This is a genomic window from Sulfitobacter sp. DSM 110093, from assembly GCF_022788715.1.
Lineage (GTDB): Bacteria > Pseudomonadota > Alphaproteobacteria > Rhodobacterales > Rhodobacteraceae > Sulfitobacter.
Genome location: NZ_CP085167.1, coordinates 1467421 through 1479975, shown reverse-complemented (window position 1 = coordinate 1479975; position 12555 = coordinate 1467421). Strand labels below are relative to the sequence as shown.

Annotated in this window: 10 protein-coding genes; 3 read left to right on the top strand and 7 right to left on the bottom strand. The window is 61.1% G+C overall.

Going from position 1 to position 12555, the window contains the following annotated elements:
• The first annotated feature begins 77 nt into the window (after positions 1-77).
• A complete protein-coding gene (locus DSM110093_RS07165; RefSeq protein WP_243267393.1) occupies positions 78-2546 on the top strand; it encodes a penicillin acylase family protein in 2469 nt (822 codons plus the stop codon).
• On the top strand, positions 2543-3109 hold the full coding sequence (locus tag DSM110093_RS07160; RefSeq protein ID WP_243267392.1) for a pseudouridine synthase: 567 nt from the start codon (positions 2543-2545) through the stop codon (positions 3107-3109). The genes DSM110093_RS07165 and DSM110093_RS07160 overlap by 4 nt, the downstream gene beginning before the upstream one ends.
• Here the strand turns inward: DSM110093_RS07160 and DSM110093_RS07155 are convergent.
• From DSM110093_RS07155 to trkA, 5 genes are all read right to left on the bottom strand, one after another.
• Positions 3106-3507: a DUF2177 family protein gene (locus tag DSM110093_RS07155; RefSeq protein WP_243267390.1), complete on the bottom strand. Its 402-nt coding sequence runs from the start codon at positions 3505-3507 to the stop codon at positions 3106-3108. The genes DSM110093_RS07160 and DSM110093_RS07155 overlap by 4 nt on opposite strands.
• A gap of 99 nt (positions 3508-3606) precedes the next feature.
• Complete coding sequence (hflX, locus tag DSM110093_RS07150; protein WP_243267388.1) at positions 3607-4905, bottom strand: GTPase HflX; 1299 nt, start codon at positions 4903-4905, stop codon at positions 3607-3609.
• Positions 4902-5141: an RNA chaperone Hfq gene (gene hfq / locus DSM110093_RS07145; protein ID WP_007119530.1), complete on the bottom strand. Its 240-nt coding sequence runs from the start codon at positions 5139-5141 to the stop codon at positions 4902-4904. The genes hflX and hfq overlap by 4 nt, the downstream gene beginning before the upstream one ends.
• A 130-nt stretch (positions 5142-5271) precedes the next feature.
• Complete coding sequence (locus tag DSM110093_RS07140) at positions 5272-6825, bottom strand: potassium transporter TrkG (protein ID WP_243267387.1); 1554 nt, start codon at positions 6823-6825, stop codon at positions 5272-5274.
• A 15-nt stretch (positions 6826-6840) separates the two neighbouring features.
• Positions 6841-8217 (bottom strand): Trk system potassium transporter TrkA, encoded by a 1377-nt coding sequence (trkA, locus tag DSM110093_RS07135; protein ID WP_067942561.1) that lies wholly within the window; start codon positions 8215-8217, stop codon positions 6841-6843.
• 126 nt (positions 8218-8343) lie between these two features.
• Between trkA and DSM110093_RS07130 the strand changes: the two genes are divergently transcribed.
• A complete protein-coding gene (locus tag DSM110093_RS07130) occupies positions 8344-8838 on the top strand; it encodes a hypothetical protein (RefSeq protein WP_243267385.1) in 495 nt (164 codons plus the stop codon).
• 46 nt (positions 8839-8884) lie between these two features.
• On the opposite strand, the gene DSM110093_RS07125 is transcribed toward DSM110093_RS07130, so the two are convergent.
• Entirely contained in the window at positions 8885-10297 is a 1413-nt protein-coding gene (locus DSM110093_RS07125; RefSeq protein ID WP_243267384.1) for a sigma-54 dependent transcriptional regulator, read from the bottom strand.
• On the bottom strand, positions 10290-12545 hold the full coding sequence (locus DSM110093_RS07120; RefSeq protein WP_243267382.1) for a PAS domain-containing sensor histidine kinase: 2256 nt from the start codon (positions 12543-12545) through the stop codon (positions 10290-10292). Before DSM110093_RS07120 ends, DSM110093_RS07125 begins: the two co-directional genes overlap by 8 nt.
• Between the last annotated feature and the right edge of the window lie 10 nt (positions 12546-12555).

The following is a 12555-nucleotide window of genomic DNA, read 5'->3' as shown; positions in this document are numbered from 1 at the left end:
AGTTGCGTTATTCCCTGTCACAACACCTACCACCCTGCGCGCTCCGGTCAATCTGCGCGCCAGCCGAGGACCCCCCGATGGCATTGATGTTTCGCTGGCTTATCCGATTGGCGGTGTTTCTCGTCACGTTGAGCGTCGTGGTTTTGCTACTGGTCTACTGGTTCGCCGCGCGGTCGCTGCCCGACTATGACGATACGGTTGAGGTGCGCGGCGTCACTGCCCCTGTGGAGGTCGTGCGCGACAATGCCAATGTGCCGCATATTTTTGGTGAGACGGACGCGGATGTGTTTTTCGGCCTTGGCTTTGCCCACGCCCAAGACCGCCTCTGGCAGTTGATCACCCTGCGCCGCACCGCGCAGGGGCGGCTGTCAGAGGTCTTTGGCCCCGCCACCGTGACCACCGACAAACTGATGCGGCGCTATGATATCTATCGGCTCGCCGTGGCCTCTGCGGATAAGCTTGATCCCGAAACTAAATCAGCGCTTGAAGCCTATTCCGCCGGGATCAACGCGCGGCTAGATCAGATCAACACCGAAGCCTTGGGCCGCGGTGCGCCAGAGATGTGGCTGTTCAACGCGCCCATGGCCCCGTGGCGGCCCGCGGATTCACTGGCGGTGACCAAGCTGATGGGCCTGCAAATGTCGGGCCATCTGGAGGCGGAAGTGCTGCGCGCGCGGGTGTCGTTGGAGCTAAGCGACCAGGACCGTCTGCGCGACATCCTGCCGGATGCGCCGGGCAGCGGGGTCGCCGCCCTGCCCGAATATGCCGCTCTCTTTCCTGACGTGACAACGCGCCACGCCGCCGCAGCGCCGATGGACAGCCATCCGCTGTCGCCATTCAAGCGGCAGGCTTTCGCCGGGGCTTCCAACGCTTGGGCCGCAGCGCCGTCGCGCTCTGCTGCGGGCGGCACGCTTTTGGCCAATGATCCGCACTTGGGGTTCACCGCCCCGGCGATCTGGTATCTTGCCCGGCTGGAGCTTGAGACCGGCGGCGTGATCGGCGGCACGATACCCGGCATGCCTGTGGTGCTAACGGGCCGCAGCGCCGATCTGGGCTGGGGGCTGACCACCGCCTATGTCGATGACCAAGACGTCTATATCGAAGAGCTGAACACCGACAACACCGAAGAATACCGCACCCCCGACGGGTTCAAGAAATTCCGCAAACGCTCATCCATCATCAATATCGCCGATGCTGACCCCATCACCGTCACCCTGCGTTGGACCGACAATGGCCCCGTGCTGCCGGGCAGCCACTACAACCTTGGCAGCATCACGCCGCCGGGGCATGTGGCCTCTGTCGCCTCGACCCTCTTTACCGAAGAGGACACATCGCTTGCCGCCGCAATGAAGGTGATGCGCGCGAAATCGGTGCAGCAGGCGATCAATGCGGCGACAGACTATGTGGCCCCGGCACAGAACCTGACGCTGGTGGACCGCGACACCATCGCCATGAAAACCATCGGCGCCATGCCGCGCCGCGACGCCAATCACCAAAGCGAGGGGCGCATGCCCAGCCCCGGCTGGATCTCCGCAAACCGTTGGGATGGGATGCTGCCCTATACCGCCAACCCTGAGTTCATCGCCCCCGCGGGCGGCATCCTTGGCAATACCAACAACAAGACCGTCGATCGGCCCTTTCCCAACCATGTCTCTTTCGTCTGGGGCGACACACAGCGGGTGCAACGCTGGCAGAGGCTGATGCAGAACCGCGAGGTACATACCCGCGACAGTTTCATCGAAGCGCAGCTTGATACGGTCAGCCCCACGGCCCGCGCGCTCTTGCCGCTGATCGGCGCTGAGTTGTGGTTCACCGGAGAGGCCGCGCCCGATGGCACGCCCGAACGCCAGCGCCAGCGCGCGCTGGATCTGCTGGCGGGCTGGTCGGGTGAGATGAACGAACACCTGCCCGAGCCGCTGATCTATGCCGCATGGTTCCGCGCCCTGCAGGACCGTCTGATCCGCGATGAACTGGGGCCACTGGCCGAAGAATTCACTCACGTTCAACCGCTCTTTATCGAACGCGCGTTCCGCGATGTGCAGGGCGCCGCCAAATGGTGCGACGTGCGCCAGTCCGCCCCGGTCGAGACCTGCCATGACATGGCCCGCCTCGCGCTCGATGACGCACTGCTGTGGATTAATGAAACATGGGGCACGCAGCTTGAATCGCTTCGCTGGGGTGACGCGCATCAAGCGACACATGACCATCCCGTACTGGGTGAAGTCCCCCTGCTGCGTTACTTCGTGAACATTCGGCAATCGACATCGGGCGGAGACAACACCCTGCAACGCGGGCTGACGCGCGGCACCGGCAAAGACCCGTTTTATAATGTGCATGGCGCGGGCTATCGTGGAGTTTATGATTTTGCCGATCCCGACAGTTCGGTCTTTGTCACCTCCACCGGGCAATCGGGGCATTTCCTATCGCGCCATTACGACGACATGGCGCAACTCTGGCGGCGCGGTGAATATATCCCGATGTCGCTTGATGCCGAATTGGCCCGCGCTGCTGCCGTGGGCGTAACCCGATTGGAGCCTGCCCCATGACCGCCCGCGTGATCCTGCTGAACAAACCCTACGGCGTTCTATCGCAATTCACTGACAAAGGCACCGAGGGCAGCACGCGGCCCACCCTGTCGGCCTACATTGACGAAAAAGGGTTCTACCCCGCAGGGCGTTTGGACCGCGACAGCGAAGGGTTGCTGGTACTGACCGACCATGGCCCGTTGCAGGCCCGCATCGCGCATCCCAAATACAAACGCCCTAAAACCTATCTGGTGCAGGTCGAAGGCACCCCGGATGAGGCCGCCCTCGCCGCGCTGCGCAAAGGCGTAATGCTGAAAGACGGCAAAACCGCCCCGGCAGATGTGGATCAGATCGACGCGCCTGAGCCCCTCTGGCCACGAGACCCACCCGTGCGTTTTCGCAAAACCGTGCCCGATGCCTGGCTGCGCATCACCATCCGCGAGGGGCGCAACCGCCAAGTGCGGCGCATGACGGCGCATGTGGGGCTGCCCACCCTGCGGCTGATCCGCGCCAGTGTGGGCGATTGGGAACTGGCCGGGCTGCAACCCGGCGCTTGGCGCTGGTCTACCGAAACCGGCCGTTAGGTCAGTGCGCGGGTGATCGCCACACCTGCCGTCGCCGCCGTGCCGGTCAGGATCGACCCCCAAGTGAAATCCCGCGCCACCATGGCCCATGTCCAATCCTTGAGCGTCGCCAGATTGGTGAACTCATAGGTGCCATAGCCCATCGCGCCGATCAGCAGCGCATTGCCAAAAGCCCAGAGCAGCGAGTGATCCTGCACCATCGCGGGCCAAGACACGAACCACAGCACCACCGCTACGAAGAAGGCGTAGAAGATCAGCGCCGGGGCGACTCGAAATTCATCCAGCAACCAGTCTCCGATATCGCGTTCAAACGCAGGTTTGATAAGATAGGTCAGCCCAAGGTAGTCCAGCCCGAGAAAGATAACGACGGTTGAGATATACAGGATGATAAGGGTCATGTGGCGCGCTCCGCAAAAGGTCGTTTCACCATATGCGACGCAGCGTGCCGATTTCGATGCTTGCCGGGGCAAAAATTGCCCCAGACTGCGCCGTAGCTTTTAAATCTGCTGGAATTCAGCCTCTTGGCGCGCGGACCAACGCACGGTGATCTCAAACCCGTCTTCGGTCTGACGCTCACCTTCTACCACGTCCTGTGCGAACAGCCATGCGCGTTTCTTGCCTTCGGCAAAGCCAAGGGTCAATTCGGCCTCGCGCACCGCGCCTTGCAGCGCTTCGGCGATGGTTTCCTGAAACGCCTCTAGCCCCTCACCGGTGATGGCCGAGATTGCCAGCACATCGTCGTTGCGCGTAGCCCGTGCGCGCATTGCGTCCGCGCGGTCTTCGGGGAGCAGGTCCAGCTTGTTCCAAATCTCGAAACTGCGGGTCTCTTTCGGGACGCCCAAGGATGCGAGGATATCGCGCACGTTCTGGGCCTGCTCTTCGGTCTCGGCGTGGGACACATCGCGCACGTGACAAATGATGTCGGCGGCCAGCACCTCTTCGAGGGTGGCGCGGAAGGCCGCGACAAGTTCGGTGGGCAGATCGCTGATAAAACCCACCGTGTCGCTGAGAATGATCTCAGGCCCGTCCGGCAACACAAGACTGCGCATGGTCGGGTCGAGCGTGGCAAAGAGCATGTCTTTGGCCATCACCTCTGCCCCGGTCAAGCGGTTGAAAAGCGTGGATTTCCCGGCGTTGGTATAGCCCACCAATGCGACAATCGGGAAAGGCACCTTGGCACGCGCGGCGCGGTGCAGCGCGCGTGTTTTCACGACTTTTTCCAACTGGCGGCGCAAACGCACCAACTGGTCGTCGATGGCGCGGCGGTCCGCCTCGATCTGGGTCTCACCCGGACCACCGACAAAGCCCAAACCGCCCCGCTGACGCTCAAGGTGGGTCCAAGCCCGCACCAGACGCGTGCGCTGGTAGTTTAGCGCGGCCATCTCGACCTGAAGCACACCTTCGCGGGTGGCGGCGCGGTCGCTGAAAATCTCAAGAATCAGCCCGGTGCGGTCAAGCAGTTTCACGCCCCACGCTTTTTCAAGGTTGCGCTGCTGCACCGGCGTTACGGGGCCGTCAACCAGCACAAGCTCGACCTCGGCGGCCTTCATGCGCTGCTCTAACTCTTCGATCTTGCCTTTGCCGAACAGCATTCCGGCATGGACGGTGCGCAGGGGCACGACTTCGGACCCCACCACCTCAAGTTCAGGGAGCGCTTCGGCCAATGCCACAGCTTCGGCCAGCGCGGGTTCTGGCGCGCGCCGGTCGTTGTCGGTTTTGATATCAGGATGCAGCACCCAAGCGCGCGTTACGCGGGGCCCATCGCTGTTGTCGATCTGAAATGCTGGACGGCTCAAGAAGCGTCTTCGCCCTCATAAAGGCTGATCGGCTGGCTTGGCATGATGGTCGAAATCGCGTGTTTGTAGACAAGTTGCGATTGACCGTCACGGCGCAGCAGAACGCAGAAGTTGTCGAACCAAGTAATCACACCCTGCAACTTAACGCCGTTAATCAGGAAAATTGTCACCGGGACCTTGGTCTTGCGAACGTGGTTTAGGAACGCATCCTGAAGGTTCTGTCTGTCTGACGCCATGGTAGTCTCGCCTTTTTTTCTTGCTGGCGTCCGCGTACCGGACCCCCCCATTGCGTCAAGTATGGAGTGCACAAGCGCGAGTTTCCAGCCCCAATATCAGCGGACTAGGGCGGATCGGTTGCCAAACGTGTCAAGCGCGCCACAAATTCGGGGTCATTAGCGCAATAATCGCCAAAGTTTCCAACCGACCCAGCACCATTGCGCCGCTGAGAATGATTTTCGCGGCCAATCCCAGTTCAATCAAACGAATGGGTGTATCGGCGGCATGTTCGATCAGCGGCCCGGTGGTCGATAGTGTCGCAACCGACATGACCACAGCAGCATCGAATGATGTACCGGTTAGGGTCAGCAGCAATGTGACCCCGGCCAGCGACATCGCAAAGAGCATAAAGAAGATCCACGCGATGAACGCGCCGTTACTTTGCAGCCGCCGTCCCGCCGCACCGGCCCCGCTTACGGAATTGGGATAGACCAGACGGTCCATCTCGCGCACGCCATTTTGATAAAGCGCAAAGACCCGCAGCAGTTTCACACCGCCCGCCGTAGTGGCCACGCCGCCGCCGATCAGGGCAAGCCCCATGAGAACCAGGCCCGGCGTGCGCAGGCCCGACCAGTTCTGCGCATCCGACCAATGCTCTGACACAAAACCGGTGGTCGTCAGGAAGGAGAGCACGGTAAACAGCCCACCCCAAAGCGCCTGAAGCGCGCGGGCGCCATCGACCTCAACCTCAACCTCGAACGCGCCAATCCAATGGCGGGCGAAAAGCAGCAAAGGCACGCCGATCACCACAAGAAGGCCGATGCGGAACTCAGGATCGGTCATCAGCCCGCCTTGGGTCGCCGTAATTGTGTCTTTGGAAAAGGTGAGACGTGAAAGCGCGAACAGCATGAAAAGCATCATCACCGCTTCGCCAGAGGCACCAATCTGCGCGTTATCCACCCCGCCGACCGGGGAAATGCCCGATGTCGCCAAGACCGACATCGCATGACAAAGGGCAACCAATGCCGTCTCTCCACCGATCACGAGCAAGAGCCACAGCAGCAACGTCAACCCGGTGTATATCGGCAGCAACGCCTGTGTTGTTCGTAGCAAACGCTGGCGCGGGGTGATCTTGCCCATCCGGGCGCCGATACGGTCGTCGGGCCGTCCGGGTTCGGCCTGAGCGGTCACTTCAAATCCCCCCAAGTGCAGGGGCGCCAGAATTGCCGACGCTGTGACCCACATAAGCAAGCCGCCCATCCAGCCGACCTGCGCACGCCAGAGATGCAGCGTATTGCTCAACCGGGCGGGGTTTTCAAACATCGTCGCCCCAGTGGTGGTCAAGGCGCTGACCATCTCGAAATAGACATTCACAAAACGGGTGGTCGGCAGTGCCTCAAGAAAGGGAATCGCGAAAAACACTGGTAGAAAGACAAAAGCCGAGAGCAGGGACAACAGCGGCCCCAATGCGCCGTCCAAAGGTTTGCGCCCGGCATGGGCGATGGCAATCAGGGTGAAAGCGACAAGCCCCAGAACTCCAGCATAAAGGAACGCGCGGCTGGCCTGATGATCATTCACCACCAACCCGTAGATCGACGGCAAAAGCATGGATACAGCAGAGACGCCGAACAATTGCAGGAACAGCGGCAGCTGCACGATCTCTCGGCGGATGCCGGTCGGTCGGATGCTGGTCGGTTGCGTCACGCGGCGCTCCTGCGCTTAGAAAAAGTCGATCGAGACCTGCAAAAGCTGCTCAACCCGTGGCACATCTTCGGCCAAAGCAAAGAGGGCGACAACATCGCCTTCGTCAATTCGGGTGCTGCCCATGGGGCGGATCACCTTGCCTTCTTTGCGCAGCATGCCGATCAACACGCCCTCAGGGAAGTCAATTTCCGACACTTTTTTGCCCGCGAGGGGCGATGTCGACAGCACTTCGGCCTCGATCACCTCGGCCTCGGCATCGCCGATGGAATAGACCGCCCGCACCCGCCCATGGCGGATGTGGCGCAGGATCGAACTGACCGTCGTGGCGCGCGGATTGATATAGGCGTCGATGCCAAGGTGGGTCATCAGCGGCACCAGCGTCGGGTCATTGATCAGCGCGATGACATAGGGGCAGCCTTCGGCCTTGGCGCGCACACATGACAGCATGTTGGTCTTGTCGTCATCCGTCACCGCCAGCATCGCATCGGCACGGCTGATGCCCGCCTCGGCCAGCAGCGCGGCATCAAGCCCGTCGCCATTCAGCACGATGGTCCGCTCCAAGCCTTCAGCGGCGCGTTCGGCGCATTTGCGGTTTTTCTCGATCATCTTGGTGCGCACGCGCAGCGGCCCGGCCTCAAGGTGCTGCGCCACGGTCAGGCCGACATTGCCCCCGCCCACTAGCACGACACGCTCTTGCTTGGTGGTCTGCTTGCCGAAAATCTCCATCGTGCGGGCGATGTCGTCGTGATGCGAAAACACGTAGCAGTCATCGCCAACGAAAAGCTGATCCTTCGCCTCGGGCGCGAACAGCGTGCCATCGCGGCGCACGCCTACAACAACCGCGCGTAGGGTCGAGAAGAGATCAGTCAACTGCCGCAACGGCGTGTTCACTACCGGGCAATCGCTATCGATGGAAATCCCGAGAAGCTGCGCCTGCCCGTCCATGAAAATCTCTGTGTCAAAGGCGGCGGGCGCGCTGAGACGCTGAAGGGCTGCGGTGGCGACCTCTTTCTCAGGGGAAATCACCACGTCGATCGGCATGTGATCACGGCGGTAAAGGTCGGAGTAGATCGCATCCAGATAGGATTGGCTGCGCAGACGGGCGATCTTGCGGTTGATGCCAAAGACCGAATGCGCCACCTGACAGGTCACCATATTGACCTCGTCCGAGTGGGTCGCGGCGATGATCATCTCGGCGTCCCGCGCGCCCGCACGGTCCAACACGTCGGGGTAGCTGGCGAAACCGGCGATGCCCTGCACATCCAACGTATCGGTGGCGCGGCGGATCAATTCGGCATTGCTGTCGACCACGGTCACATCGTTGCGCTCTCCGCTGAGGTGACGGGCAATCTGCCAACCCACCTGCCCTGCGCCGCAAATGATGATTTTCATGAAGGCTTCCTTACCCTGAGCAAAGATCGTGTGAGGGTTGTCTTAGGTCGGTTAGAGGGCATGACAGATGGGTTGGCAAGGGTCAAATCAATTGTGTTTACCCCACAACAACGGCATGATGGCGCTATGAAACCGATATCGCTTCGCCCGTCCCGCACCGCCTTTGCCCTGATGCTCGTCTCCTTGGGGGCTGCTGCCTGCGCGCCGCTGAACACCTATTACAAGCCCGGCGCCAGTGTTGCGCAGGTCAACCGTGCGACAACAGCTTGCGAGGTTAAGGCACTGCGCGATGTGCCGATCTCAACCCAAGTGCGCCGCGGCCCGCCGCGCTATGTGCCCCAGCGTCGCCGCTGTAATGCAGACAATAAATGCAGGTACACGGGGGGCTTTTACGTGCCCGGCCGGGTGGAGACGTTTGACCCCAACGAAGGGCTCCGCAACCGGGTTGAAGGGCAATGTATGGCCGATCAGGGCTTTGCCCCGGTGTCGATCCCCGCATGCCCAAACAACGTCGCCCGCGCCGCACCACCGCGCGCAACCACAACCCTGCCTGCGCTGAACTCTAACTCTTGCGTGATCCGCAATAACAACGGATCTTTCCAGATCGTTACGCGCGGTTAAATCGAATGTGCGAGGGGGCGCACCCCTCGCGCGCGTCCGGCGGGGTCTAACCCGTCGCCTCCACCTCTTCGTCCACATGCGCGATCCGCACACCTGCCTTGGCCGAGGTCACAACGCCAAGCGATTTCAGCTTACGGTGCAGGGCGCTGCGTTCCATGCCGACGAAATTCGCGGTGCGGCTAATGTTGCCGCCAAAACGGTTGATCTGAGTCAGCAGGTATTCCCGCTCGAAGGCCTCGCGCGCTTCGCGCAACGGCAGTGTTGCCAATGCGCCCGAAAGCACCACACGCCCATCGTCGCCGCCTGCTTCTTCCTCTCCGGGCAACTCGCGGGCCTCAATCGGGCCGGTGCCATCGCCAAGGATCAGAACCCGCTCGACAAGGTTTTTGAGTTGCCGCACATTGCCGGGCCAGACCATCGTCTGCATCAAGGCCACGGCATCGTCTGTCAACGCGCGCTCGGGCAGACCTTGCGAGGCTTTGAATTCGGCGATGAAATGCTCGGCCAAAAACGGAATGTCCTCTCGCCGTTCTTCGAGCGAGGGCACGGCAATCGGCACGACGTTAAGGCGGTGGTAAAGCTCTTGGCGGAATGTATCGGCCTTGATTGCCTGATCCAGATCGCGATTGGTCGACGAAATCACCCGCAGATCAACCCGCACCTTGTCGGTCCCGCCGACGCGGGTGAACTGTTGGTCCACCAGCACCCGAAGGATCTTGGACTGGGTGCCAAGCGGCATGTCCGCGACCTCATCAAAGTAGATCACCCCGCCGTGCGCCTGTTCCAACAACCCTGGCTCGATCCCCCGGTCCGGCGTCTCGCGGCCAAAAAGCACCTCTTCCATCCGGTCCGGGGCCACCCCGGCGCAATTGACGGTGATAAAGGGCGCAGAGGCGCGGGCGGAATGGGCATGAATATAGCGCGCGGCCACTTCCTTGCCCGATCCGGCGGGGCCGGTCAGCATCACGCGGCCATTGGATTTGGTCACCTTGTCGAGCTGGCTCAGCAAGGCGCGATAGGGCGCGGAGGTGCCGATCATCTCAGAGGTGGCAACATCGCGGCGCTTGAGGTTCTGGTTCTCCCGGCGCAGGCGCGAGGTTTCCATCGCGCGGCGGATCACCACCAACAGTTGGTCAATGTTAAAGGGCTTTTCGATAAAGTCGTAGGCACCTTGTTTGATCGCTGCGACGGCAATTTCGATATTTCCGTGGCCTGAGATAATCACCACCGGCACATCCGGGTTGTCGCGTTTGACGGTTTTGAGAATGTCGATCCCGTCCATCCGGCTGTCTTTCAGCCAAATGTCGAGGATGATCAGCGCCGGTGCCTCGGTGTTGATTTCTGCCATCGTCTCGTCTGAGTTGCTGGCCAATCGCGTGGCAAAGCCTTCGTCCTGAAGGATATCCGAGATCAACTCACGGATGTCGCGTTCGTCATCTACAATTAGGATGTCACTCATCTGCCTTGTCCCCTTGGTCTGTCGTTGTGTCGATTGCCAGCGGCAGCGTAATAACCGCCATGGCCCCGTGATGGTCTTGCCCGTCGAACGCGGGCGCGGTTTCGAGCGTCAGGCTCCCGCCATGTTCCTCGATAATCTTTTTGACGATCGGCAGCCCCAGCCCGGTACCTTCACTGCGCGTGGTCACATAGGGCTCAAACAGCCGTGCGCGGTCTTCGGGCAGACCGATGCCATTGTCGGCAATGGTCAGCCGCAAGAGCCGGTTATCCGGTGTAAGCGCCACGCGGATTTGCGGCACATGCCCCTCGGGCGCGCCGTCTTTCTTCAGGCTATCAATGGCTTCGCCCGCGTTCTTGATCAGATTGGTCAGCGCCTGCGAGATCATCGTGCCGTCGATATTGGCCATGACCGGCTGCGCGGGCAGTTCTATCTTGATACCCACGTCCTCTTGCCGGCTTTGCTGTAACATAACCGCATCGCGTAGCAATTGCGTGATGTCCTGACGGCTGGTTTCCGGTTCTGGCATTCGCGCAAATTTTGAGAATTCGTCGACGATGCGCCGCAGATCGCCGGTTTGACGGATGATAACGCCCGTCATCTGCTCTAGCGCGTCGTCATCCCCTTCGGCCATTTTAGGGCCGAACTTGCGGCGAATACGCTCCGCGCTCAACTGGATCGGCGTTAGTGGGTTTTTAATCTCATGGGCAATACGGCGTGCCACATCGCCCCATGCGGCCATGCGCTGCGCGCTGACCAGATCGGTCACATCGTCAAAGGCCACCACATAGCCTTCGAGGTTGCCATCCTTGGCGCGGCGCGTGGCCATGCGAACCAGCAAGTTTTCCATCGCCCCTTGGCGCGACACCTTGACCTCGGCCTGCGCCACCTCATCTGTTGCGGTTTTCACTGTTTCAAACAGCGGCCCGAACTCGGGCACCGCAAGGGTCAGCGGCAGGCTTTGCTGATCTTCGGACCAATCCAACAGCCGCATGGCAGAGCGGTTGACGAAGGTCACGCGCCCCTCCGGGTCCAGCCCCACCACGCCAGAGGTGACCGAGCTTAGCACGGAATCGAACAGGCGGCGGCGACGCTCAATCTGGTCGGTATTTTCCAGCAACGTCTCGCGTTGGCCTTTCAACTGCCGCGTCATCTGGTTGAAGTAACGTCCCAGCATGGCAATTTCGTCATCGCCCTCTTCTTCGCGGACCTGCACGTTCAGATCACCCGCACCCACCTGTTGCGCGGCGCCGGTCAAGCGCCCAACCGGGCCGGAGAGCCGTTCAGCAAACCACAGGCCCAACCAGACAGCGGCCAGTATCAGGATCACTGCAAAGCCAAGATAGACCAGCGCAAATTCAAACAGCAGCCGCCCGCGTTCGGATTCAAGCTGTTGATACAGACGCACCGTTTCTTTGGTTTCATCCAGCAGGGCCAGAATCTCACCATCCACGGCGCGGGACACATAGAGGAAGCGATCCACATAGGCATCCATCGGCACCAGTGCGCGGAATTCGTTGTTGGGCCAATCTTCGATGACCAGAAGGCCTTCTTCGCTGGCGGCTTCAAGCTGCGCCTCGGTGGGGGCCTCAAAATCAAACAGATAAGACCGATCACCGCGGGCGCGGATTTGCGCAGTACTGTCAATCAGGAAGGCTTCGCGCAGGCCGCGCTGAATTTGCCGCTGGCCCTCGCCCAAAAGCTCACTGTCGCTGAGGTTGATCCCCTGCGCACGGGCGCTATCGATGCTGCGGGCAAGGGTTTGCGCATCTAAGATCAGGCCTTCGCGCTGCTCGGCCTCATAGGCCTCTGCCGCAGCGAGCGAAGAGCCAACCACGCCGCTGACCCGGTCAGAGAACCAGCCTTCGAGGCCCACATTTACTGTCAGCCCCGCAAATATCGCTACTGTCACCGTGGGGATCAACGCCATCAGCGCGAAGACACCCGTCAATCGCAGGTGCAACCGAGAGCCCGCCGATTTAGCGCGGCGCGCTGAGATCAGCCGCCCGACCTGAATGAGAACCAGCGCCGCCACCAGCAGCACATAGACCAGATCGGACAACAGAATGAGCCGCAGGTTGAGCGTATCCGCCCCCTGCCCTAGCGGCCCGAGCGCCAGATAGGTCGCCAGTGCCAAGACCGGCCCCAACACAACCAGTCCAAAGGTGGACCAATTGCGCAGCCGTTTGACCCGCCTGAGACGCCCCAACCGCTCGAGCTTGAACCTGCGTGACCGGGTTGCCACCCCCATACCTCACCGA

Bases quoted from the DNA above. Each gene is read 5' to 3' on its own strand.
- DSM110093_RS07165 (WP_243267393.1), top strand. From the start codon at position 78: ATGGCATTGATGTTTCGCTGGCTTATCCGATTGGCGGTGTTTCTCGTC.
- DSM110093_RS07160 (WP_243267392.1), top strand. From the start codon at position 2,543: ATGACCGCCCGCGTGATCCTGCTGAACAAACCCTACGGCGTTCTATCG.
- DSM110093_RS07155 (WP_243267390.1), bottom strand. From the start codon at position 3,507: ATGACCCTTATCATCCTGTATATCTCAACCGTCGTTATCTTTCTCGGG.
- hfq (WP_007119530.1), bottom strand. From the start codon at position 5,141: ATGGCGTCAGACAGACAGAACCTTCAGGATGCGTTCCTAAACCACGTT.
- trkA (WP_067942561.1), bottom strand. From the start codon at position 8,217: ATGAAAATCATCATTTGCGGCGCAGGGCAGGTGGGTTGGCAGATTGCC.
- DSM110093_RS07130 (WP_243267385.1), top strand. From the start codon at position 8,344: ATGAAACCGATATCGCTTCGCCCGTCCCGCACCGCCTTTGCCCTGATG.
- DSM110093_RS07125 (WP_243267384.1), bottom strand. From the start codon at position 10,297: ATGAGTGACATCCTAATTGTAGATGACGAACGCGACATCCGTGAGTTG.
- DSM110093_RS07120 (WP_243267382.1), bottom strand. From the start codon at position 12,545: ATGGGGGTGGCAACCCGGTCACGCAGGTTCAAGCTCGAGCGGTTGGGG.